Genomic DNA, 24,808 nt, shown 5'->3' with positions numbered 1-24,808 from the left:
TGGATTACTATCTGGGCGTTAAAACACAACACCGGCTTGGAAAATAATATTGGCATACGGCGTACATTCCCCCGTTCTAATCACCGCTCGGCTATCACGAGTGCGAATTTTAAACGCTTCATGAGGAAGATAGGTCATGGTGATGGTATGGCCACAGCGTGTCTCTTCTTCTTTGAGTTCACTCATCAGTGCCGCATATAAATCTGGGCTCACTTGGGCAAACTCCTGCGCCAGCACCACGGCTTGCACTCGCATTTCGCTCAATATCACCTTAACGGTCTCTATAAAGCTTGGAATGCCATGTGTCAGCGCTAAATCAATCCGTTGCACCGATCCATCAATCGGTAAACCAGCATCACAAATCGTGACTTCATCCGTATGGCCTAATGTCGCCACAAGGTAAGAGAGTTCAGCATTCAGTAGGGTACTTTTTTTCATTGTTCTGCCTTATATTTATTCACGCTTGCAGTTTTATCATTCAGTTTGCTGCCAAACCAGAGGACAAATTGTAGAAAAAATACACATCGAAACGTTTCGATGTGATATTAACGTGAGAATTATGCATTGCACTAAGATTGAAAGCAGAGTGTGAGTTGGATCAGTAAATGCCGATATAAAATTCAGCAAATAGTGAGAATGATCACTGAGAGTTTTATCAGTAGTCACGAGGATTTTTTGCTATTTCACCAAAACAGAGTTTCGGTTAATTCAAGGTAAACTAAGCAACCGACCCTAAAATAATCAGCACATCAGTAGCACTCAACGGTTCACTTCGGCTATGATTTCAACTTCTACTCGTAGCGGATCCTGAGCAATGAAAAAACAAGTATTGATTTTACTGAGTACATTGGCATTAAGTGCCTGTGAAAATGAAGTGGGCACCGCTTCTTGGTGCCAAGACATGCGTGATAAACCGAAAAGCGAATGGAGCGCTCAAGGTGCGCTGGATTTTACCAAACACTGCCTATTACAGTCAGAAATCGGCAGCCAAGCCTGGTGTGAAGATATGCAACTCAAGCCGAAAGGAGACTGGACGGCAAATGAAGCGACCTCTTACGCGAAGCACTGTATCTTTTAGTCTAAAAGGCACCAAAGCAATATACAACCAGCGCTCTTTATTGCCGCTCATCTTTCGGGGAATCCATCACCACCATGGTACTGATGGATTTTACCGTAAGACATTCCCCTAATACATCGGCATGAAAGCGTTTATAAGCACTCAGATCTTTGGTCTCAACGCGTAATAAATATTCATTCATCCCCGTGATGTTATGGCATTCAACGACTTCTTTCGCAAACTGAACATGCTCTTCAAAACTGAGTTGAGCTTTCTTGGTATGGCTATTTAATCCAATTGCCACATAAGCAATAAAACCGATATTTAGCTGCGTTTTATCTAATACCGCTCGATAACCTTTGATTACCCGCTTACGTTCAAGCTCTTGCACACGTCGGAGCGTCGCGGACGGTGATAATCCGACCCGTTCAGCCAGCTCAACATTGGCAATTCGCCCGTTTGCCTGTAGCTCATGCAATATTCTTTCGTCAAATCTGTCCATAGTTAATTTTTATTGTTTGATTCATTCATTTATAACAAATATAAACACAATATTGTCCATCAATGCTATTACTATTTTTCCTATTCTATGACCGAAAAAAGAAGAGAGTATGGACTACACACAGTGGGGACCGTTGATCGCCTTTGCTTTTGTTTCGACCTTTTCCCCAGGGCCAAACAATATTATGTTGATGACCTCAGGGGCAAATGTCGGCTTTATCCGCACGATCCCGCATATGCTTGGTGTCACTTTAGGCTTTAGCATTATGGTATTACTGGTGGGTATTGGCCTAACGGATTTATTTCAACGCTACCCATGGATGCAGCATGGATTACACATTGCCTGTAGTGGTTATTTAATCTATTTAGCGTTTAAAATTGCCTTTAGCTCCCCCACACAAGCCAAACAAGACTATCAACCGATGAGCTTTTTAAGTGCGGTACTTTTTCAGTGGGTTAACCCAAAAGGTTGGTCGATGGCTCTTACCGCGGTTAGTGTCTTTAATCCAAGTGCCAGTTGGTTACAGCTTATGGTGATTGCGCTGGTGTTTATCATGGTCAATATCCCATCAGTCAGCGTATGGGCTGCCGCAGGCAAGCAACTCAGCTATTGGATGAATGACTCTCGCTACGTGCGCTGGTTTAACGGCATCATGGGAGGGCTATTGCTGCTTTCTGTTCTGCCAATGCTCTAGCATTACATTTTCTTCCTCAGCACATCGTTTATACGACATGCTGAGGGAGAAATACTGACTTTTCTTGTTAAGCACAGTAAAATTGCTAGGTATGTAGACAACCGATCGCGACTATGCCCACTTATCCTGACTGTTTTACCCCATTTAAAAACGATATTGCTACCCTCACGCCTCCCTTGCGTTTTACTTACCCATTTTGCTATGACCCCCACCCATTATCGGTGATTGCAGCCCAAGAGCTACAACTGCACCTGACGACTCAAACACATTGGACGCACCCTTTTGGACTGAATGAGCAAACACAGCATTCACATGGGAAAATGTTTGGTGTACTGGTAGTAAGGCATCCGCTGGGTACATTGGGTTACTTATCAGCATTTTCCGGTCAACTCGCTGGGCAAGATCATCTGCCCGGTTTTGTCCCTCCGGTGTTTGATCGTTTTACTGACTCAAGCTTTTTTTGTCATGAAGCCGAACAAATTTCTGATATGAATCGACAAATTAGTGAATTAACCGAAGCAACATTACGCAAACAATTAATCCACAAGCTTGATGAGGCTCAGCAAACCGCCAAACATGCAATTGTACGACAACAGCAGCAGATGACGAACCATCGCGCCCAGAGAAAACATCAACGAAAACAAGTAGAAACCTTGCCAGAGGAGCAACGGCCAGCCTTATTGGCACAACTGGCTCAACAAAGTGTGTATGAGAAATGGCAACTTAAACAACTGAAACTCGATTGGCAAAAACGTATTAACGAACTCAGCAGCCAATTACATCAACTAGATCAAACAATCGAAGCGCTCAAGCAACAACGTAAACAGCGCTCTGCGCAATTACAACACAAACTCTTTGCTCACTACCGATTCCTTAACCAATCTGGTGAAGAGAAAAACTTAAATGATATTTTTGCCTGTGCAATGACCCCTATTCCGCCAGCGGGTGCCGGTGAATGTGCAGCCCCGAAACTATTACAGTATGCGTTCCAGCATCATTTAACCCCAATTGCCATGGCTGAATTTTGGTGGGGGTGTTCGCCTAAATCTGAAATTCGCCAGCATGGGCAGTTTTATCCTGCCTGCCAAAGTAAATGTCAGCCGATTCTCACCCATATGCTCAAAGGGCTGCCAATGGACGATAATCCTCTACTTCAGAACCCCGCCGAAGGAAAAGAGATAACGATCATTTACCAAGATGAAGCGATTGTTGTTGTTAACAAACCCGCAGAGTTTCTCTCTGTACCGGGCGTCAATATTAAAGACTCAGTACAAACACGTTTAGAGCAAACCTTCCCCGATGTTGAGGGGCCATTTGTTCTCCATCGTTTAGATATGTCCACTTCTGGGCTTTTAGTCTTTGCTTTAACTCGACGGGCCAATAAATCGCTCCAAAAACAGTTTATTACTCGCCAAGTAGAAAAGCAGTATGTCGCTTTATTAGCCGGAGAACTCTTACAACAACAAGGCGATATTACGCTTCCTTTATGTGCTGATTTAGAAGATAGACCAAGACAGAAAGTCTGTGAAAAACAGGGCAAAGCGGCGCACACGCGGTGGGAAAAAGTGGCCATCGAAAATGGTCAAACTCGGGTCAACCTCTACCCTTTAACGGGGCGCACCCACCAGCTGCGCGTCCATTGCGCACATCATGATGGGTTAGCGATACCGATAGTGGGTGACGATCTTTATGGAGAAAAAGGCGCTCGACTTTGCTTACACGCTCAAAAACTAAGTTTTGTTCACCCTTACCACAAAAAAAGAATGGTTTTCGAAACGCCCGTTCCTTTTTAGTTTCAGATGCTTCTAGCCTTTGGCAATATTTTTCGATTCTTTCACTTCTTTTAACTCAGTGATCTCGGCAAGCTGCGCCACATTTTCCTCAGCAGCTGGATAAGTGACGCCATTAAAACGTCCACCTTGTTCAATGCTGAGATCATCACTGTAAAGCGAGCCTTTCACCTGCCCTTTTGTCAGAATTTCGATTTTATCTGCATGACAGGTTCCTTCAAACTGTCCGTTCACAATCACATGCTGTGCAAAAATTTCACCACTCACGATACCGCTTTCACTGATCACCAAAGTTTTTTCGACATGAAGTTGCCCATCGATCAAACCATCTACTTGCATATTGCTTTCTAACCTGAGTTGTCCACTAACTGCACAGCCTTTTGCGATGAGAGTTGTAACTGAGCGCTGACTCTTAGCTCGACTTTGTTTACTAAAGATTCCCATCGAATACCTCTTACTTTACTAAATAAACTATCAAAATCATTGACTCCCCAATCCACAAACGGCCGAGGATCCAACGGTCGACCCACAAATCGAATTTCATAGTGCAAATGAGGGCCAGAAGAAAGGCCAGTGTTACCGGAATAACCAATTAAATCGCCTTTCTGTACAAAATCACCACTTTTTACCGCGAACTTTTGCATGTGAGAGTAAGAACTCGAGAAACCATAAGAATGTTGTAAACGCAAAAAATTACCAGACCCTTGATTACTCGCTCGAGTCACTTCAACAACACCATCCGCAGGAGCATAAATCGGTGTGCCTATGTTGACCGCAAAATCTTGTCCACGATGAAACTTCACTTCTCCCGTAATAGGATGAGTACGTTTACCATATCCTGACGAAATACGCGCGTCCTGAACAGGAGAACCACTTGGAATTTGGCTCAACATCACCATTCTAACTGAAGAGGTAATGGCAGCAGTATCGAGTCGAGACTCTAATTCAGCATGGCTTTCTCCCACACCTAATACTTTTTCCAGATCGCCGAGCCGATCAGAAACAATCTGTATTTTTTCTTCTCGCTCATTCAGATCACTTTCTAAGTTATCCTTAAGATCCTTCAGTGCCGACAATTCACCAAGCAATGACGAAGATTGATTTTCTAATTCTTGCTGCTTAAGTTTCGCAAAATCCACTTCATTAGATAAATAATAAATCACCCCACCGATGGTAATGACTCCGGCAAACAATACATAGCCAAAGCCTTTTAATAGATGCCGATACCATTTTCCAATATGAAAATGCCGGGTTCCATGGATAGAGGAAACAGAAACGATGACCTGTTCTTTCATAGAATTACGCATGTTAAAACGAATGGAGGGCATTCTAACAGGTAACGAATTTCGACTAAATGTTTTGCTTCACTGATTCAGAACAAAGCCACACATAACAGTGAATTAAATCATACTTTGCCGATCGCTCCCGCCACGTTTAATCGTATTTTTATTACAAAACCCACCGTTAATTTCCCCTTAATTTCTTTTTCGCAATAAAACCAAACAAAACTATCGATCGAAATCACATTTAACCGAACAAAATAAGAACAAAAGACAAAAAACGTGATCTAATTATCATTACCACCCAAGAGAGTTATTGTTAGAATGAGATGTAAATCATTTAAAATTAATTGACAAATAAAAAACACAAGGAATGTAATTAAATTACAATACAGAAATGTGACATAAGATACATAAAAATAATAAGAGAAAGAATTTTATCTAGGATGAGATCACAAAAAACCCGTTGTCAGCTCTAAAGTAAAATTGTGTGATAAATTGATTGTGTACTAAGCAACCAACGGTTTTTAGACGAACCGTTACCACATCATTTCTATAGAACATCGAACGGGGAACAGATATGTTATCACCAGATGCTAAGATCAAGATACAAAATTTTGGTCGTTTCTTATCAAACATGGTTATGCCCAATATTGGCGCATTCATCGCTTGGGGCTTTATTACCGCACTTTTCATTCCAACCGGCTGGTTACCCAATGAGACATTAGCCTCTTTAGTTGGCCCAATGATCACCTATTTACTTCCGTTGCTGATCGGCTATACCGGCGGCAAACTGGTCGGTGGTGAACGAGGAGCGGTTGTTGGTGCTATTACTACCATGGGGGTTATTGTCGGAACCGATATCCCTATGTTTATGGGTGCAATGATCGTTGGCCCTATGGGTGGCTGGGCTATTAAATATTTCGACCAACGGGTTGAAGGTAAAATAAAAAGCGGTTTTGAGATGTTGGTTAATAACTTCTCCGCTGGCATTATTGGTATGATATGCGCCATCATCGCCTTCTACCTTATCGGGCCTTTCGTAAAAATACTTTCAGAGCTTCTTGCTGCTGGCGTCAACTTTTTAGTCGCGGCTCATCTTCTGCCTTTAACTTCTATTTTTGTTGAACCTGCAAAAATTCTTTTCCTCAACAATGCGATTAACCACGGTATTTTCTCTCCTCTCGGCATTCAACAAGCCAATGAAATGGGCCAGTCAATTTTCTTCCTAATTGAAGCCAACCCAGGGCCTGGTTTAGGAATCTTACTGGCCTATATGTTTTTTGGAAAAGGAACAGCTCGTCAAACGGCTGGCGGCGCAACCATTATTCATTTCTTTGGCGGCATCCATGAAATTTATTTTCCCTACATTTTAATGAATCCGCGCCTCATCCTCGCCGCTATTGCAGGCGGTATGACTGGAGTATTTACTTTAACTTTATTCAATGCCGGCATTGTTTCCCCTGCCTCTCCGGGGTCTATTTTTGCTGTATTACTTATGACCAACAAAGCCTCGATGCTGGGCGTTCTTTGCTCCATTTTCGGGGCGGCTGGTGTTTCTTTCACCGTTGCTGCAATTTTAATGAAAGCACAACACTCTACCGATGAGGAAGATAATGAAGAAGCGCTAGAGAAAGCGACCGCTCAAATGCAAGAATTGAAATCTACCGCTAAAGGGCAGCCAACATCTTCAAGTAGCGATCGTGACATCAACCTTAGTCAAGTCAAAAACATCATTGTGGCTTGTGATGCTGGGATGGGGTCTAGTGCCATGGGTGCCAGTTTACTACGTAAGAAAATACAAGATGCAGGCCTAAACATCAACGTAACCAACCTTGCTATCAATAATTTACCGAAAGATGTCGATATTGTAATTACCCATAAAGACTTAACCGACCGAGCACGTAAACATGCTCCGAATGCGCAACATCTTTCACTCAATAATTTTCTCGACAACCAAATGTATAATCAATTGGTGACGCAATTACTGGCCGTGAAATATCCACAAGCGGCGAACGATGGGCATTTAATTAAAATGTCTGTTGTCGCTGCCAATGATGACTATTTTGAGGAGCCCCAACAACCTTCCATTTTTAGCCTACAAGAAAAAAATATTCATCTTGGTTTAACGGCCCGCAATAAAGAAGAAGCGATACGCTTTGCGGGTAATCAACTGGTTGAACTAGGTTATGTTGAACCTGAATATGTGGATGCCATGTTTGAGCGAGAAAAATTAGTTCCAACCTACTTAGGTGAATCAATCGCAGTGCCTCATGGAACGATAGAAGCTAAAGATCGTGTCATTAAAACCGGTATTGTTATTTGCCAATATCCATCAGGGGTTCAATTTACTGACGAAAAAGAAGATATTGCTAAACTCGTGATCGGGATTGCTGCAAAAAATGATGAGCATATTCAAGTGATTACTGCCATTACTAACGCCCTTGATGAGCCAGAGGCCATCAAAACATTAACCTCAACTAAAGACATTAAAGACATCTTGGCCATTTTATCGAAAACCCAAGCTGCATAATAGCTTTGCTCCTGAGGCAAAACGAGGTCAGCTCCCCCTTATTTACCACGCTGACCTCACCCTAATCTCGTTAGTCACTTTTTAATAGGTAATCAATTATGAAAAATGCAGTACATTTTGGTGCGGGTAATATTGGCCGTGGTTTTATCGGCAAACTTCTGGCAGATGCTGATATTCAAGTCACCTTTGCCGATGTAAATGAACCTTTAGTCGATCAACTCAGTCACCAGCAACAGTATCAGGTTAAAGTCGTCGGTAGTGAATGCCGAATAGAAACGGTCAACCATGTTACCGCAGTAAATTCAGCCAGTGATGATGTCATTGAACGCATCATGAATACCGATTTAGTGACAACAGCCGTTGGCCCCACTGTGTTGGATATTATCGCCAAAACGATAGCTAAGGGACTTGAAGCGCGCTTTGCTAGCGGCAATGAACAGCCACTCAATATCATTGCTTGTGAAAACATGGTTCGCGGAACCAGTCACTTAAAAAGTGAAATTTTTAAGTATTTAAGTTCTGAGTCACAAGTAAAAGCAGAACAATGGGTCGGTTTTGTTGATTCAGCGGTCGATAGAATCGTCCCGCCTACGGAAGCGGCAAACGATGATCCACTTGAAGTGACCGTGGAAAGCTTCAGTGAATGGATTGTCGATGAACAACAATTTAAAGGAGACATTCCTTCAATTAACGGCATGGAAAAAACAGATAATCTGATGGCTTTCGTTGAGCGTAAACTCTTTACCCTCAATACCGGACACTGTATCACCGCTTATTTAGGCTGCTTGAAAGGACACCAAACGATCCGACAGGCAATCCAAGATCCACTTATTCATGCTGAAGTTAAACAAGCAATGCAAGAAAGTGGCGAAGTGTTAATTCGTCGATATGGTTTTGATCGAAAACTGCACTACGCCTACATTGAAAAGATCTTGTCTCGCTTTGCTAACCCCTATTTAGTCGATGAAGTGGATCGCGTTGGCAGGCAACCTCTACGAAAATTAGGTGTAAATGATAGATTGATCAAACCATTACTCGGTACAATAGAATACGGCTTAGAAAATAAAACCTTACTCAAAGGGATTGCTGCCGCGCTGAAATATACCAATATCAGTGATCCACAAGCGGTTGAACTGCAAAACTCGCTACGGAAACAAGGTATTGCTCAAACGCTAGCGCATTATTCCGGCTTAGATGCAAACAGTGTCGAAGTACAACAAATCGAAGCGATTTATCATCAGCTTTAATATGACACTTCGATGGGAAGAGCATGCTCTTCCCATCATCAACTTAAATTAGATCAGTATATGGCAGAAAAAATTAACGAAATCGATATCTTAGAACGACTAAACGAGGCCCCTTCTGTACGCGGTTTTTTTATCACCACTGTCGAGGTGTTAGCTCAAGCCATTGATACACTGATACAACGTATTTTTCGCAAAGATAATTTTGCCGTCCAATCGGTCGTTGGGCCACTACTAGACGATACCGGCCCGCTAGGCAATTTGTCCGTTCGTTTAAAATTATTGTATGGTTTAGGGGTTATTGCTGATGATGTTTATCACGATATTGAAACCATCATTAAATTGCGCAATCAACTCAATAGTGATGGAGCTGAGTATCTTTTTACGGATAGCAAAATCCTTGCTGCAATTGAAGCACTTCATCTTGTACAAAACATGGGCCTATTGCAGCTCAATCCCCCGGAGCCTGATGAGGACATCGACCTAGAATTTTATCATTTACACCTCCAGCGACAACAACAAGTGATTCGCTCCGGGCTATCCCTTGCTATTATTGAAATTTGCAATGAGTTAAATAAAGAGAGTCCATTTTAAGTCTCTTTTTCCTGATTGATTTAATATCAATAGTGATAGCCTGAGCAGTTTCGAACCCAAAAACTATCGATGTGATTAGCATGCAACAATTAAACGTCGAGATAAGCCAGTCAAGACTTTCAGGCGATGATTAGATATCGATTGCAGATGGTTATCGCTACCATGGCGGATCATATACGAGCAGGGTATAGTGATCGGCAGCCCCTTTTCTAACATGATCAAATTGTCATATGAACCATCAACAACGAAGTCAATTACTGAACGCCTTTGAGCATAAAACCGAAGTACCTATGCTCATCCTTTCATTGATTTATGTCCTCTTAGCTTTAGTCCCAGATCTTGCTCAATTGGATGAACAAGAACGTCACTTTATTAACCAATTGATCTGGCTAGTGTGGGGCATTTTTGCCACGGAGCTGGGCATCAAAGTATTACTAAGCACCCACCGCTGGAGCTATTTGATTCAACATTGGCAAGATGTCTTGATTGTTGCTATGCCTTTTCTTAGACCATTACGCTTTTTACGTATCCTTTTTATTTTGCCTAAGACATGGCGTCAAACCAAAGCCGTATTACGTCAAAAAACGTTTAGCTTTATTGGTTTAACCAGTTTACTAACGGTCATCTTAAGTTCTGCTTTTGTTTATTTGGTCGAAAGAGGCAGCTCAAGCCCGATAGAAAGTTACGGCGATGCACTATGGTGGGCAATGACCACCATTACTACCGTTGGATATGGTGATATGTATCCGGTGACCTCCTTTGGCCGAGGGGTCGCTGTTTTTTTAATGTTAACCGGAATCACTCTTTTTGGTTTACTTACCGCCAGTGTGGCCTCTTTTTTTGTCGATGATAATCAACAAAGTCGGCAGCATGAAAAACAACCGGATAGCTCTTCCATTCCTCGTCGCACTTTTCATCTGGCCCGTTTTCGGTATCAACTCAAAGAAAAGCAGCGCCGCCGACACAAACGCAAATAAACTTCGCGAGCTTGAACTCAGACTTACAGTTCGGTTAATAACAATATTAATCTATCTGCTGAATAAACCATTGAGAAAATGCCTGTAATTCTAACGCGAATTGAGGCATTTTTTCACATAGTGGTGCTAGGCTCTGAGTGATTGCCTGTTTGTTATAAGTCACCCCCTTCAATTGTTGTGCTATTTTCTCCATTGGATAAGGCTCTAACATATCACTAAATAGTGTCGCGTATTGGATTGTTCCTTGTTCAACCGTTAAATACACATCAACACCGCCCCAAGAAAAACGTTCATCCATACGATGCGTAAAAGGCGGAGTCTGCCCAAAGTTCCACTGCCAACTACGCTGTTTAGCAAATTTTTCCTCAAAATCCGGCAAGTCAGCAAAATGCTCTGGAGAAATCCATTCTGGTGTCACCGTTTGTTGGTAATGCTCAAGATAAGCTTGCATGATAGCTTCACATACTTGCTGATGATGAATATCTGCCTTGACAGTATTAAGGTTAATGACTCGAGATTTTACCGACGTGATCCCTTTTGCTTGCAGCTTTTTCGGATCTGGGTTGAGGTAATCAGCCAACCGGCTCATATCCGCACTGAGTAATAAAGTACCGTGGTGAAAACCGCGATCCACAGTTTCTCGGTAAGCCGAACCTGAAAACTTGCGTAGGCCTTGTTCATCTTCCAGCACTAAATCATTTCGACCATTAGCCACTCCCGCAATGCCAAGCTTACTGAGCCCAGTTAACACAATTTGTGTTGATATCTGTTTATCATATTCAGGCTTACCCGCCATAAAAGTAAAGTTAGTATTCCCCAAATCGTGGAATACAGCCCCGCCTCCTGTCTGTCGACGGGCCAGTTTGACGTTATCTTGCTCCATTCGTTCGATTCGACATTCTCGCCAAGGGTTTTGCGCACGACCAATGACGACCGTATCAGCATTGCGCCACAAAAACAGAATACGTTGATCAGCGGGCATCGAGCGGAAAATCGTATCTTCAACCGCTAAGTTAAACCAAGGATTGGTTGATTCAGAAATTAGAATTCGGGTACGAGTCATGTCTAGTTCACATTGATATTAACCAAACCATTATCCTACTGAGCATAACTCAAGATAGCGAGCAAAATTCCGCTCGCAAGGTCAACAAACCCTAGCGCATACCAACCAGCCAATCCAGCATCTCACCATCGCGTATGTTCAATTACTTCAAGAACGGCCCTACTGCACATTTCTAACTAAGCGCGCTATACTTACTAGCTCAATCATTACTGACGCCAATTTTATGCCAATAAACAATCCCCATGTGCAGCCACATAACCCTTTACACGGCTTAACCTTAGAAAAAATTCTCACTCGATTGGTAGAACATTATGGCTGGCAAGGATTAGCGCAACACATTAATCTCAACTGTTTTAAAAGCGATCCGTCAATCAAATCTTCCTTGAAATTTTTACGGCGTACAGAGTGGGCAAGAAATAAGGTGGAAAAGATCTATCTTGAGACCTTTCATTAAACCATATACCTAAACAACTTGGCGTTGCAGGTAGGCGGCAAGTGTATAGATTAAATAAAGGGCTGAGCAGCCCTTTATCTCCTACCGACGTGACATTATGAAGGGATATCGTTTTACAACTTGGATAATTAACCGCTCAATTGCTTAAGTCGATCACCAATCGCTAGCTCTAACTCATCTAACCATTGATAACGTTTGGTATACAAACGACGCTTATTACGGTTTAAACTCTCAATCTCTTTGCGAGCCGGTAACATAGGAATGCAATATAAATAGCGATTGATTTTTTCCGCCTCATATTCTGTCCATAGCTCATCATAATCAAAACTAACTTTATTACGCTTAGAGCCAATATAACGCAATGCTTGATAAATATGGCCACGATTAGCAATTGCATAACAGCGCTCAACACCCAACTGACGAGACACTAATAACGCTAACTCAACCATTAATGCTTTCGTCCGTAAACCATGTACTGTACGGGTTAAATCTTTAATAATTTGCTGACGGTTTTCAATCTTATCACTTGGGCCTTGCAAGGCTCCGATATACATCGTTTTACCGTGATCAGAAAAATGAAAGCTGATCGAATAAATAATAGTCTCCGCTTGATTCACTAAGCTTAAACCCATTGCCCCCTCACGGCTGGCTCCTCGGTTTAAACGAATATCATAGGTTTCGCCATTTTTATCTTCGATACATAATAAGCTCACACCTTGGGCGGACATGATCTCCGTACAATGCTCACCAAAACGCTCAGCTACAAATAAAAAATGCTGCTCAAGGAGCTCCACCCTTTGCATTAGCGATAAATCAACACAGAGGTAGGGCTTTAGTGGTTTTTCTAATAGCTGTGGATTGTCATTCAGCACCTTAGCGAGAATAGGCTGCTCAAACATTGATAACATCCGCCGCACAGCTTGGGGGTACAACAATGTCCATAAACGAAAACGCCAGTTTTTACGTATACGAGACCAGCCTTTACTCTCTGGATAAATTTTTTCCGCCCATGCCGGCAGATCATTTTGGATATTAGTCAACATAATATAACTCACACTGCGCCAGTGGTAGGATAAATCACCCACCAGAACAAATAGACATAGAATGCAATTATACAGCGTTTTATTACTCTGGACTCGATGACTAATGTATGGGATTGTATGGAGACTCAATCTATACCTAAACAACTTGGCGTTGCAGGTAGGCGGCAAGTGAGTGACAAATTTGTCTGGAACAAATTTGAACAGCCGTAGGCTGGCTTTCATAATCCCCATCAGCATAGATAGGCTATATGATTGGGGTGAAGAACGTAGCCAACACCCCTGCAGATTCAAGTAGGAAGGGGATAAATATCAGCGTTGATAACGATCCGTTAGTAGGCAACTCCGACTCGCTGCTGCGCAAAAGACGCCGTTTCTAACATATCCAGCATTGCCACTGCATAATCACTGACCGAAATCCGACTATGCCCATCTTGGTCGGCAAGTAGCTGATCACCACCGATTCGATAAGCTCCTTGCTTCTCACCAGGGAAAATCTCAGCCGCTGGGCTAACAAAAGTCCAATTCAGTAGACTATCGCTACTTCTAAAAATGGCCAAGGCTTCACCTTGTGCCAGTGCTTCTGGTTTATATTCGCTTGGAAAGTCCGGTAAAGAGACCAGTGCAACCCCCGGTGAAACTTCTAACGAACCGGCTCCCCCAACCCAAAGTAAACGCTTGACGCCTACTTGAGGTAATTGGCTTAATAATAGCTCTGCCGTCTTAGCCACAATACCATGTTCCCCGTTTGCTCGACCGCCAATCGACACCATGACGACATCAATACCGGCAAATAATTGCGCAAAATTAGTTTGATTGTGCAGGTCAAACTGACGTACTTCGACATTCGCATCGGTCATTTTAGCGGGATCACGCACCATAGCGACCACATCATGCCGACGAGACAGGGCTTCTTGCACTAAATGGCTACCGATCCAACCCGAAGCTCCAACAATAGCAACTTTCATTTCTAACACCTTAATGTTTAATTTATCAACAGATGCTAGTGTAGTCGCCCCTGAACGAGTGATAAATGGTCAGAAAGGATGTAGATTGTATCTAAATAAGATACTAATAAGAGATGACCATGGATAAATTAACCGCGATGCGCAGCTTTGTAGAAGTCGCCAACATTGGCAGTTTCACTCAAGCGGCAGAAAACCTTAACTTAAGTCGCTTACAAGTCTCACGCCATGTCCAAGAAATTGAAGATTGGTTAAAACAGCGTTTGTTGCATAGAACCACACGCAAAGTGAGCCTAACAGCATCTGGGGAAGAAGCGCTAAGACAGTGTGAAAAAATCCTCCATCAAACAGCAGAATTAGAAATGCGAGCGCTAGAGCAATCGCAGTCACTGTCTGGACGCATTCGAATTTCGGTACCGATTGGTTTGGCACGTTATCTCCTGCTTGATGCGGTAGAAGCGTTTACTGACCAGAACCCACAAGTAACGATTGATATTCTTGCTTCCGATCGCTTAGCTCAACTGGTTGATGAACGGGTAGATATTGCACTGCGTTTTACTCCCCAACCCGACGAACAATTAATTGCTCGACGTCTTTTTCAAGTCGATACGGTCGCTTGTGCTGCACCCACTTATCTTGCTCAACATCAACCGATTACGCAGCCAAGTGATCTAGCTAAGCACAACTGTTTTGTCCATCTTTCACATCATAAATGGGAATTTATTCGTGATAACCAAACCTACAGTGTCAATGTCAATGGTACGATTCGAGCGAACGATATGAGCCTAATCTGTCGAGCAACATTACATGGTAAAGGCATTGCCCTGCTCCCTTGTGATTTAGCCAATCGCTACTTAAAAGATCGCGCCCTCATCCAGATATTACCCGACTACCATTTAGCGACCAGCGCATTGTGGGCGGTGTATTTATCGCGCAGCTATCAGTCGCCACTCGTGCGACAATTTATCGATTTTGTCAGCACACAATGGGATAATTTAAATATGACCGTACCAGAATAAAGCAGCTTCCACTGATTGATAAGAATGAGGCTGACAGCATGAATCCATCAGCCTCATTGGTTATTGGATGCGTTTGTGTTTTGGTACATAGTTAAGAATAGAGATCGGCACTGGCTTTTTCGGCTCAAACCCCTCAACCACTCTACGCTCAATTAAGTGACCTAATCGGCTTTCAATCATGCAAAGATTTTTAAAATTATCTTTCGAGACAAAAGAAATCGCTTCACCTTTCTCGCCCGCTCGTCCTGTACGTCCAATACGGTGCACATACTCATCAGCAGGAAATGGCAAATCATAATTGACGACTCGTGCCAACGCTTGAATATCGATACCACGAGCCCCGACTCCAGTTGCTACCAAGTATTTGATTTTACCGGCTTTGAAATCTTCTAGAAGTTGGACGCGGATCGCTTGACTACGGCCACTATGAAAAGCTTCCGCATAAATACCTCGCTTTTCTAACTGAGCGACTAATTTTGCTGCCCCGTGTTTAGTTTCGATAAAAATCAGCGCCTGCTCCCAATGATTTTCTTTGATTAAGTGACTTAATAGGGCGGATTTTTTATCTTTATCCACCGTAATAAGCCATTGATCAATATTCGTTTTAGAGGCTTGGTTGGCTGCAATCGTAATCTCGTAAGGGTCGGTGACGGCAGTCTTCGCTAAATCTCGAACCTTGTTCGATAAAGTGGCAGAAAAGAGCAAAAATTGAGCCTGTCTTGGAAGACGATCAATGATTTTATTAATCGGCTCAATAAACCCCATATCGAGCATCCGATCAGCTTCATCCAATACCACCATCTCAACTTCATCAAAATGAACAGCACGTTGACCATACATATCCAACAAACGCCCTGGCGTGGCAACTAAAACATCAATGCCATCGATCAACTGCTGCTTTTGTGTCTGTTCATCTACCCCACCGTACATTGCCAACGTCGTTAATCGAGTATGCTGAGCATATTGCTCTGTATTTTTCGCTACCTGAATCGCAAGCTCCCGGGTAGGGACTAAAATCAACGCTCGAATCCGCTTTTTCCGTTGGATATTTCCATTTTGCAATTGATGTAAAATCGGCAAGACAAAGCTGGCGGTTTTTCCGGTACCCGTTTGGGCGGCCGCAATCAGATCTTGTCCTTGTAAAATAACCGGAATGGCTTTACGTTGAATGGGGGTTGGTGTGTGATAACCCAGTTCAGCCACTGATTGAATCAGAGCCTCGCTAAGTCCAAGTTGTGCAAATGACATGATTGAGCCCAAATCGATAAAGTAGAGTAAGAACACGCTAGAATAGGGCAAATTCTAACATGAAGCGAAAGGTATGAAGAGCGTTATCACACTTTCATACCTTTTACGTCAAATCAAAAGAGTATAAAACAGTAACTCAATGCGTTGATCAAGCCAGCTTTTGTTCATAAGCAAGACGATACTGCACCATATCTTCAATGGTCAGAACTGGCATATTATGCAAGCGGCCAAAGGCAATAATTTCTGGTGTTTTCGCCATAGTCCCATCTGGGTTAGTCAGTTCACACAATACACCGGAAGGAAGCAAACCCGCCATTTGCATTAAATCAACCGTCCCTTCAGTATGACCTCGACGCGTCATAATGCCACCTTTACGAGCCCGCAAAGGAAATACATGCCCAGGACGAGCAAGATCTTCTGGTTTCGCATTAGGGTTAATCGCAGTTTTTATCGTGGTCACTCGATCTTTGGCTGACACTCCCGTTGTTACCCCACTCTTCGCTTCAATTGAGACGGTAAAAGCCGTTTGATTTTGGCTATTATTGTGTTGCACCATAGGAGGGAGATCCAGTTTATTCGCTTGTTCATCGGTCAAGCATAAACAGACGATGCCACTGCATTCTCGGATCATCAGCGCCATTTGCTCTGCAGTTAATGTTTCGGCAGGATAAATGATGTCCCCTTCATTTTCACGATCTTCATCATCCAATAATAAAACACCTCGCCCTTCTCGTAAGGCTTGTAGTGCGCGCTCGACTCGAGTAATAGGGTCGCCAAATTCGGCAAGTAAAGATAACTGATTCATGGTTTACTCCTAATAATGACCAGAATCAGGGCGGTTATGAGGTAAGCGGAAAGCATCAAACACAAGAGGCAAAAAATGCACCTGCACGATGTCTGATGTATACCCAATTCACGAAAATAACCACGGCTCTCAGCTGCGAATTTACGCCATCGCATAAACACCACCGCGCTGCAGTTATTTCATACTGGTAGGTATAATTGCCATTCTCTCTCATCCGGACTATAACCGTCGGCTCTGGCGTCTCACCAGATCTGCTGACCTCGACGAATCGAGCGCTCGTGGGCTCACCCAATCGGGTATACCACCGGTGGGGAATTCCACCCCGCCCTGAGAATTGTATAAATAAATTACGTATTCAGTATAAAGAATGAAAACCGAGCTCATTCTTCGCTGATTATGGTAATACTTTGTTGCGTTTTTGCAAAGGGGAACTCTGACAGATAACCACTTTCAACTGACTTTAGCACGCGAAAAGTTGGTGGATGGTAATGAAGAGGGTTGATTGCATAGTCGGCAAATGGCTTGTTTTTTCATCTTATGGTAATGCTCACCATGCATGACTAGTGACATGAATTGCAGGATAATTTGCCAACTAGAGCAAGGAGAAGTTTGACAGCGCCTCATTACAACTTTGTGCGGGGTAATTTTGTGACAACAGTTGCAATAAGCTTCGGGCATAATTCTATTCTCCTTATTCAGGTTATTGACAATTGACGCAATATTGCCCATTTGGTTCCATCAATACGGTTCTCAATGACATATTTGTGATGAAAATCAAAAAAATACCTCATCGTATCGTATGAGGTATTAAGACATGAGACTCGATGATAAGCTTAATTTAACTCAACCAATTGCTTCTTAAAACTAACATGTTGTGCTTTTACTGTTTCTTCTGGTTCACCAGTCAAAAAACTCACTAGCACAATCGCTGCAGTAGAAAAAATAATGCCGGGTAAAATTTCGTAGACATCAAACCATCCTCCTGCCAATTGCTTCCAAATCACGATGGTCAGGCCGCCGACTAAAATTCCCGCCAACGCGCCATTACGGTTCATTCTCGACCAATAAAGGCTAAGAACTAACACCGGGCCAAAAGCCGCTCCGAATCCAGCCCATGCATAAGAAACTAAGCCAAGTACCGAACTATCTGGCGTCATCGCCAGTATTAATGCCACAATTGATATCAAAATAACCGCTAAACGGCCAACGCGTACTACGTCTTCTGAACTCGCCTCTTGCTTGAATACCTGTTTATAAAAGTCTTCAGCCAAAGCCGAGGAAGAGACCAATAATTGAGAATCAGCGGTACTCATGATCGCAGCTAAAATTGCCGCCAGCAAAATACCCGCTATCACCGGATGGAAAATAGCATTAACCAACAACATAAAGATTTTTTCACCATCATCTAGCTGCATTGTACCGCTGTTGGTCACATAGACTAATCCGACTAACCCCACTAACATAGCCCCACACATTGAAAGCGCCGTCCAGATCACCGCAATCCAACGCGCAGTGGTGAGATCTTTATTGGATCGAGCCGCTTTAAAACGCGCTAAGATATGCGGCTGACCAAAGTAACCAAAACCCCAACCAACTAACGATAAAATAGCGATAATAGATAAAGGTTGACCTTTCACATCATTCCATAATGTGAGCAATTGTGGATTTATGTCGCTTAAATCGGAGTCTAGCTGGCTAAATCCGCCATTCATGGCGGTAATTGGCACAATCAACAAGGCCGCCGACATTAATAACCCTTGCACTAAATCTGTCCAAGAGACCGCGAGAAATCCACCAAACAAGGTATAGGACACCACACAAATCGTACCAATAATGACCGCCGTGGTGTAATCAAGCCCAAAGACTGTTTCAAACAATTTACCGCCTGCGACTAAACCAGAACTGGTATAGAAAAGGAAAAATAACAGAATGAAAAAAGCAGAGATCGTTTGAATCAGCTTCGATTTATCATTAAATCGACGTGATAAAAACTCAGGTAATGTCAATGAGTCAGTCGTAATACTGTAGGTCCGTAGCCGTTTCGCCGTAATAAGCCAGTTTGCCCATGTCCCCAGCAAAAGCCCACCAGCCAACCAAAATGCTTCAATTCCAGCAGCATAGGCATAACCAGGTAGTCCCAGTAATAACCAACCACTCATATCAGAGGCTCCAGCAGAGAGCGCAGCAGGCCATGGGCCGAGAGAACGTCCCCCTAAAAAGTAATCTGCTGAGTTCTTTGTTCGCTGATAGGCAAACACGCCAATCGCCAACATCATAATTAAATAAATGATGAAGGTTGTTGTAATAGCAAAGCTATTTTCCATTGATATTTCCTCTATTTATAAGATCGCTTTCTGTCATCCCCTCCATAATCGAGGGGAAAGTCAGTAAAGGATTAATGAGTTTCACTTCCTAACTCAAGCAAGGTGGCATTCCCTCCCACAGCAGTTATATTTATAGTTCGCGTACGTTCGGTAATAAAACGTAGCGATAGATGCGGATCATGAGTGGTCGGAAGTTGAATAAAATCGGTTTCAGAAACCAGATTAATGATAGCGCCAGAACGTTTGGCTAATTGTCGATTCAGTAAGCGCTCACATGCGTCAGAGCCAACATAACCGACACTACCAATATCTGACTCGATTAAGGTTGAATAGCCATCCAATGAAGTTAGTTGCAAAACATTAAGCGGCAACGAAGCATTTTGAATCGCAGCGTCTAGTCTGGCAATAAACGCGCTATCGTCACTGCATACCACCACGCTATTACCTGCCGCTAACGCACAAACGAGCAGAGCCATCACAGACCATTGACCTGCTTGGCTTTGTTCTTCCTGGATAATCAAAGCCACACCTCGTCCTGATGTGTAGAGTTGGTTACTTTCTCCCGTCGGTCCAACCAAACAATGAGGCTGAGCTAGTAACGAAGTGGCATGTTCAATATGATAAGCCATGACTTGGGCTAAGTCTTTTTTATCCTTTTCTAACTGAGACTTTAGTGAAAGTAAGTGTTCACACTTTTTATCATAGGGTGTAAAGTTCCAATCTTCCCAGGCTGAAAGAGCATCAGTAAAATAGGTGACTTGGTGTACCATAAAAATTCCTCGCTCAGTCAATTAGTGATATTTCACTTGGGTAAAACGGTATAAATAGTGGGGGCCACCCGCTTTGGGGCCGGTTCCAGATAAGCCTTGACCACCAAAAGGTTGAACCCCAACAACAGCACCGACTTGATCACGATTGATATAACAATTTCCAACTCGTGCGTGTTTTTCTATCCAACGATAAGTTGTTTCATTACGACTATGAATGCCCATCGTTAAGCCAAAACCGGTGTTGTTGATTTGCTGTACGACTTGAGCTAATTCTTTCGCTTGATAGCGAACAATATGCAAAATTGGACCAAACTGCTCTTCGCTTAACTCCTCGATACTAGAAATCTCGAAGGCTGTTGGAGCAACAAAATCACCTTGCTGGCACGCGTCACTCAAGGTAAGTTGAGCGATTTTTTTCTGAGTTTTTGTCATATATTCAATGTGTTTTTGCAACTGCTGTTTGGCCTTATCATCAATAACAGGGCCAACATCTGTGCTGTGTAAATAAGGCAGCCCAACCGATAACTCCTGCATCGCCCCTTGGATTAAAGAAATAATGCGCTCAGCAACATCATGCTGCACAAAAAGAACTCGAAGTGCTGAGCAGCGTTGTCCTGCCGATGCAAAGGCTGATCGTAACACATCGCGCACCACTTGCTCTGGCAAAGCAGTACTATCAACAATCATCGCATTTTGCCCACCCGTTTCAGCAATCAACGGGACTGGAGAAGCCTCCCGTTCGGCTAACGTTTGGTTGATCTGCTGCGCGGTCGCGGTCGAGCCGGTAAAGGCAACCCCAGCAACAGCGGGATGAGAGGTCAGAGCTTGTCCAATGAGTGAACCGCGACCTGGGATAAATTGAATAACACCATTGGGAAAACCAGCTTGTAGCATTAATTCCACTGCACGAGCAGCAATAAGGCTGGTTTGTTCGGCAGGTTTGGCGACGACCGTATTGCCCGCGACTAATGCAGCGGTTATTTGGCCAATAAAAATGGCTAGAGGAAAGTTCCAAGGACTGATACAAACAAAAACACCTCGTCCTTGCCGTGATATCTGCCGATTGATCCCATCAAAGCCCGCGATGGTGGTAGGCGATAATGAAGCGATCTGTTTGGCATAATAACGGCAGAAATCAACGGCCTCGCGCACCTCATCAATCGCATCATGGATCGTTTTCCCCGCTTCTTGATGACACAAGGCACAAAGCTCAGGTAGATTCTCTTCTAATAAATCAGCCAAAGTGTCTAGTTTTTCACTCCGTTGATGCACCGGTGTTTGATTCCACTCAGCAAATGCGGCTTGAGCATTCTCCATCGCTATGGAAACATGATCATGGGTTGCATGAAAAACATGACCGATTTGAATTTGACGATCATACGGCGCGCTCACCACTTCAGGCATGATCGCCTCCTTGATCATGCTTTCGAGTTGTGAATGGCCATTAAGAATAGGAGCTGCTTGCCAACGTTGATTTAGGTGCTGCTGAACTTGTAATACAAAAGGCTGTGCCTCACTTTCAATATCAATATTAATACCGCTGGCATTCTTTCGTTCAGGAAAAATAGCGGGAGGAAGAGGGATTTTGCTATTGTGTAACGTTACACATTCAAGTAACCGTTCAACGGGGTGGATGACTAAGGTTTCAACGGGACAACGAGCATCGACCAAACGGTGCACAAAGGAGCTGTTTGCCCCATTTTCAAGTAATCGACGAACCAAATAAGGTAAAAGATCTTTATGGCTCCCAACCGGAGCATAAATACGAACGGGCTGTTGATGGATGGCCTTGACCTGTTTATAAAGTGCCTCCCCCATTCCATGTAAACGCTGAAACTCAAAATCTTTATGGGTGGCCATTACCGCAATAGCAGAAACCGTTTGAGCATTATGGCTGGCAAACTGAGGAAACAGATGCCCACGCACGGAGTCACTCAGAAGAAAACGAGCGCAAGCCAAATAAGAAACATCCGTCGCTTCTTTACGGGTAAAAACTGGGTAGTTTGCATAACCGCTTTGCTGGGACCATTTGATCTCACTATCCCAATAAGCGCCTTTGACAAGCCGTACTGGAATTAAATCTCCCTGTTGCTTGGCAAGGCCTGTTAACCAAACTAAAGTCGGTAATGCCCGTTTAGAATAAGCTTGCACCACTAATCCAAATTTACCCCAACCCCGTACTGATGGAGTACGATACACTTTTTCAAATAGTTGCAATGATAATTCGAGTCGGTCAGCTTCTTCAGCATCAATGGTGATCGCAACATCCAAAGCAACGGCTCGTTCCAATAATTGCAATAATGTTTGATAAAGCTCACTCATCACTCGAGAATAATTAGCCACCTCATAACGAGGGTGTAAGGCTGAAAGCTTAATTGAAATTGATGGTGCAGGGCTTTGGCAATTGGCTTTATTTTGTCCGACCGCCTCAATGGCTTGCAGATAATCTTGAGCATACTTTTTTGCATCGTCTTGCGTGAGTGCAGCTTCTCCCAACATATCAAAAGAATAGGTATAGCCTTGTTCACACATAGCTTGGCCATTGCTTTGTGCTTCAGTCATCGTTCGGCCAAGAACAAATTGGTGCCCCATAATTTTCATTGCTTGGTGCATTGCTTGACGAATAACCGGTTCAGACAGTTTAGTGACCAATCGATTTAAAGCTTGAACCGGACTACGCCATTCTGTATTCGCTAATCCAATCACTTTTCCCGTAAGCATCAACCCCCAAGTTGACGCATTAACAAAGACGGAATCTGAATGTTTTAAATGTGACTTCCAATCTGCTACGCCTAACCGATCCTTGATAAATGCATCAGCCGTGTCTTTATCTGGAATTCGCATCAACGCTTCCGCCAAACACATTAATAAAATCCCTTCTTGTGTATCTAAACTGTACTCAAGTAGTAATGCATCGATCATTTGCAACGCTTTTTTATCTCGCCGTATCGCTTCGATCAAATGAGTAGTTTTGCTAGCCATCGCTGATTGTTCAGCATTGCTTGGCATCGCGAGGGGAAGTAACTGCTTTAGCCATTGAGATTCGTCCACCATATAAAGTGGCGAGATCTGCATCCAAAGTTTATTAAGAGGTTGCTCAACAAACGTCGGATTCAACACATCCGTTGCTGTAAACATGCGTTTTCCTCAATCTCATACCCAGGTAACATGCCTGAGTTTCCTACAATGGCTAGCAGTGTATTTTGAGTGCATGAGGAATACTTGTCAAAAACTCCGAAATTTTTACCAAAAACTCGCCAAATTAACAAAGCAGAAACACAATCACATCATATAATCTCATATAAAATAGCGTTTGGTTAGCAATAGAGCCGTTGCCGTGATGCGACTGCAACACTTATCCATAAACCCCATGCCATCAACTTGGACTGATCGGACGACATTAACGATAGAAACGTTTTCTGTACTGTGAAGGAGAAACGCCTTGTAAGCGAGAAAAGGTATGAGTGAATGTGCTTTGGTTAGAGAACCCCGTTAATTCGGCCACTTGCCCCAGACTAAAGCGCCCTTGTTCAATCAAGGTTTTTGCTAGATCCACTCGTTTTTTTAACACATATTGATGAGGGGTTACGCCCACTTGCTCTTTAAATAGCTGATGAAATTGACTCTCACCAAGATAAACGCTGCCCGCAAGCTGAGCAATAGAGATGCGTCGGCTTAAGTGTTGTTCGATATAACGATCAACCACCTCTAAATCAAAGCGAGATTCTCTCCGATGGACATCAAAAGCCGAAATATGGTGCAGTAATAAAGCCAGCACCGTGTCACTACAAGCTCGACTTAACAATAAATCATTCGGGCTCGATCGTATTTCCTGTACCAGCATATCAATCAATTTTTGAATCGAACTATCAAGTTGAAAATAGATATCCATTTTAGATAACTCATTGATTTTCTCAAGTATTAATGAATCATCTTCTGCCGGATAAGGCAAATTTAAGACTAAAATATCAGATTGATGCGCCAGACTTCCAAAAGCATGATCAGTACTTGCGGTCACTACACATCCTTGGCCGGTACCAACCACATTCGCCACCCCAGAGACCTCAAATTCGACTAACCCTTTTAAGCCAATCACGATTTGTGTATAGCTATGTTCGTGACAATCCATATAAGATGGTAAGGTAATTAATTCGGCAGGACGAGGCGACAAAAGTTTGGCTCTTGATGCCGACTCTAACGAGAAATTCAATGAGGAAAGGTTCATGATCGTTATCTCATACAATGACCTTTTCGCATCATATAACAGTTTAGTCCGAAGCCAAAATGACACGCATTATCTTCTTTGACGTTATCTTATGGATTAATTTTCGTGCTACAGATAAGAAACCCCGACTCAATTGAATTCGGAACAATGATCAAGTGCACATAAATTACGGTCAATGAGTGTTCAATTAAAAAACGTTAAAGCAGATCGAAAATCGGAGCTTG

Annotated in this window: 22 protein-coding genes and 1 riboswitch; of the genes, 9 read left to right on the top strand and 13 right to left on the bottom strand. The window is 43.1% G+C overall.

From position 1 onward, the window contains the following. Positions 1 to 18 precede the first annotated feature (18 nt). The gene (gene rbsD, locus FKN05_RS09200) at positions 19 to 438 is read right to left on the bottom strand and encodes a D-ribose pyranase (RefSeq protein WP_170887365.1); all 420 of its coding nucleotides are present in this window, start codon (positions 436 to 438) and stop codon (positions 19 to 21) included. Between the two features lie 376 nt (positions 439 to 814). Here rbsD and FKN05_RS09195 point away from each other — a divergent pair, with 376 nt between their 5' ends. Then, positions 815 to 1,078, top strand: a complete 264-nt coding sequence (locus tag FKN05_RS09195; RefSeq protein ID WP_099610988.1) for a DUF3012 domain-containing protein — start codon at positions 815 to 817, stop codon at positions 1,076 to 1,078. Positions 1,079 to 1,115: 37 nt separating this feature from the next. Here the strand turns inward: FKN05_RS09195 and FKN05_RS09190 are convergent, their stop codons facing one another. Further along, positions 1,116 to 1,559 (bottom strand): Lrp/AsnC family transcriptional regulator, encoded by a 444-nt coding sequence (locus FKN05_RS09190; RefSeq protein WP_099610987.1) that lies wholly within the window; start codon positions 1,557 to 1,559, stop codon positions 1,116 to 1,118. 109 nt (positions 1,560 to 1,668) lie between these two features. Between FKN05_RS09190 and FKN05_RS09185 the strand changes: the two genes are divergently transcribed. Both FKN05_RS09185 and FKN05_RS09180 read left to right on the top strand, forming a co-directional pair. After that, positions 1,669 to 2,253, top strand: coding sequence for a LysE family translocator (locus FKN05_RS09185; RefSeq protein WP_170887364.1), 585 nt, complete (start codon positions 1,669 to 1,671; stop codon positions 2,251 to 2,253). A gap of 113 nt (positions 2,254 to 2,366) precedes the next feature. After that, the gene (locus tag FKN05_RS09180) at positions 2,367 to 4,046 is read left to right on the top strand and encodes an RluA family pseudouridine synthase (protein ID WP_170887363.1); all 1,680 of its coding nucleotides are present in this window, start codon (positions 2,367 to 2,369) and stop codon (positions 4,044 to 4,046) included. Between the two features lie 12 nt (positions 4,047 to 4,058). On the opposite strand, the gene FKN05_RS09175 is transcribed toward FKN05_RS09180, so the two are convergent. After that, on the bottom strand, positions 4,059 to 4,382 hold the full coding sequence (locus FKN05_RS09175) for a bactofilin family protein (protein ID WP_245868741.1): 324 nt from the start codon (positions 4,380 to 4,382) through the stop codon (positions 4,059 to 4,061). An 8-nt stretch (positions 4,383 to 4,390) separates the two neighbouring features. Beyond that, on the bottom strand, positions 4,391 to 5,338 hold the full coding sequence (locus tag FKN05_RS09170; protein WP_170887361.1) for a M23 family metallopeptidase: 948 nt from the start codon (positions 5,336 to 5,338) through the stop codon (positions 4,391 to 4,393). A 565-nt stretch (positions 5,339 to 5,903) separates the two neighbouring features. Here FKN05_RS09170 and FKN05_RS09165 point away from each other — a divergent pair. The 4 genes from FKN05_RS09165 to FKN05_RS09150 all read left to right on the top strand — a co-directional run bounded on the left by FKN05_RS09165 (position 5,904) and on the right by FKN05_RS09150 (position 10,671). Further along, complete coding sequence (locus tag FKN05_RS09165) at positions 5,904 to 7,856, top strand: PTS mannitol transporter subunit IICBA (RefSeq protein ID WP_170887360.1); 1,953 nt, start codon at positions 5,904 to 5,906, stop codon at positions 7,854 to 7,856. A gap of 98 nt (positions 7,857 to 7,954) precedes the next feature. Beyond that, the gene (locus FKN05_RS09160) at positions 7,955 to 9,103 is read left to right on the top strand and encodes a mannitol-1-phosphate 5-dehydrogenase (protein ID WP_161427006.1); all 1,149 of its coding nucleotides are present in this window, start codon (positions 7,955 to 7,957) and stop codon (positions 9,101 to 9,103) included. 60 nt (positions 9,104 to 9,163) lie between these two features. Then, positions 9,164 to 9,694 (top strand): MltR family transcriptional regulator, encoded by a 531-nt coding sequence (locus FKN05_RS09155; protein WP_161427007.1) that lies wholly within the window; start codon positions 9,164 to 9,166, stop codon positions 9,692 to 9,694. Between the two features lie 230 nt (positions 9,695 to 9,924). Beyond that, entirely contained in the window at positions 9,925 to 10,671 is a 747-nt protein-coding gene (locus FKN05_RS09150) for a potassium channel family protein (protein WP_099610983.1), read from the top strand. A 46-nt stretch (positions 10,672 to 10,717) separates the two neighbouring features. Here FKN05_RS09150 and lplA read toward each other — a convergent pair whose 3' ends face one another. Beyond that, positions 10,718 to 11,734 (bottom strand): lipoate--protein ligase, encoded by a 1,017-nt coding sequence (gene lplA / locus FKN05_RS09145; protein ID WP_170887359.1) that lies wholly within the window; start codon positions 11,732 to 11,734, stop codon positions 10,718 to 10,720. A gap of 223 nt (positions 11,735 to 11,957) precedes the next feature. On the opposite strand from lplA, the gene FKN05_RS09140 reads away from it, so the two are divergent. Further along, the gene (locus FKN05_RS09140) at positions 11,958 to 12,188 is read left to right on the top strand and encodes a VF530 family protein (protein ID WP_099610982.1); all 231 of its coding nucleotides are present in this window, start codon (positions 11,958 to 11,960) and stop codon (positions 12,186 to 12,188) included. A gap of 128 nt (positions 12,189 to 12,316) precedes the next feature. Here the strand turns inward: FKN05_RS09140 and FKN05_RS09135 are convergent, their stop codons facing one another. Both FKN05_RS09135 and FKN05_RS09130 read right to left on the bottom strand, forming a co-directional pair. After that, on the bottom strand, positions 12,317 to 13,231 hold the full coding sequence (locus tag FKN05_RS09135; RefSeq protein ID WP_157928685.1) for a VirK/YbjX family protein: 915 nt from the start codon (positions 13,229 to 13,231) through the stop codon (positions 12,317 to 12,319). Between the two features lie 329 nt (positions 13,232 to 13,560). Beyond that, entirely contained in the window at positions 13,561 to 14,196 is a 636-nt protein-coding gene (locus FKN05_RS09130; RefSeq protein WP_099610981.1) for an NAD(P)-dependent oxidoreductase, read from the bottom strand. A 119-nt stretch (positions 14,197 to 14,315) separates the two neighbouring features. On the opposite strand from FKN05_RS09130, the gene FKN05_RS09125 reads away from it, so the two are divergent. Beyond that, complete coding sequence (locus FKN05_RS09125) at positions 14,316 to 15,212, top strand: LysR family transcriptional regulator (RefSeq protein WP_170887358.1); 897 nt, start codon at positions 14,316 to 14,318, stop codon at positions 15,210 to 15,212. A 60-nt stretch (positions 15,213 to 15,272) separates the two neighbouring features. On the opposite strand, the gene FKN05_RS09120 is transcribed toward FKN05_RS09125, so the two are convergent. From FKN05_RS09120 to FKN05_RS09095, 6 genes are all read right to left on the bottom strand, one after another. After that, the gene (locus tag FKN05_RS09120) at positions 15,273 to 16,460 is read right to left on the bottom strand and encodes a DEAD/DEAH box helicase (RefSeq protein WP_161427012.1); all 1,188 of its coding nucleotides are present in this window, start codon (positions 16,458 to 16,460) and stop codon (positions 15,273 to 15,275) included. Positions 16,461 to 16,608: 148 nt separating this feature from the next. Next, positions 16,609 to 17,265: a 3,4-dihydroxy-2-butanone-4-phosphate synthase gene (gene ribB, locus FKN05_RS09115; protein ID WP_099610980.1), complete on the bottom strand. Its 657-nt coding sequence runs from the start codon at positions 17,263 to 17,265 to the stop codon at positions 16,609 to 16,611. A 198-nt stretch (positions 17,266 to 17,463) separates the two neighbouring features. Beyond that, positions 17,464 to 17,604: riboswitch (FMN riboswitch) on the bottom strand. A 494-nt stretch (positions 17,605 to 18,098) separates the two neighbouring features. Continuing rightward, positions 18,099 to 19,589: a sodium/proline symporter PutP gene (putP, locus tag FKN05_RS09110; protein WP_099610977.1), complete on the bottom strand. Its 1,491-nt coding sequence runs from the start codon at positions 19,587 to 19,589 to the stop codon at positions 18,099 to 18,101. A gap of 71 nt (positions 19,590 to 19,660) precedes the next feature. Beyond that, on the bottom strand, positions 19,661 to 20,359 hold the full coding sequence (locus tag FKN05_RS09105; protein WP_099610976.1) for a 1-pyrroline-5-carboxylate dehydrogenase: 699 nt from the start codon (positions 20,357 to 20,359) through the stop codon (positions 19,661 to 19,663). 21 nt (positions 20,360 to 20,380) lie between these two features. Next, on the bottom strand, positions 20,381 to 23,497 hold the full coding sequence (gene putA / locus FKN05_RS09100; RefSeq protein WP_170887357.1) for a bifunctional proline dehydrogenase/L-glutamate gamma-semialdehyde dehydrogenase PutA: 3,117 nt from the start codon (positions 23,495 to 23,497) through the stop codon (positions 20,381 to 20,383). A 262-nt stretch (positions 23,498 to 23,759) separates the two neighbouring features. After that, complete coding sequence (locus FKN05_RS09095) at positions 23,760 to 24,584, bottom strand: AraC family transcriptional regulator (RefSeq protein ID WP_170887356.1); 825 nt, start codon at positions 24,582 to 24,584, stop codon at positions 23,760 to 23,762. Positions 24,585 to 24,808 lie beyond the last annotated feature (224 nt).

Source organism: Vibrio sp. 1-1(7), from assembly GCF_013048485.1.
In the GTDB taxonomy this organism is placed as follows: Bacteria; Pseudomonadota; Gammaproteobacteria; order Enterobacterales; family Vibrionaceae; genus Vibrio; species Vibrio fujianensis.
This window is presented reverse-complemented; position numbering and strand designations above follow the sequence as displayed.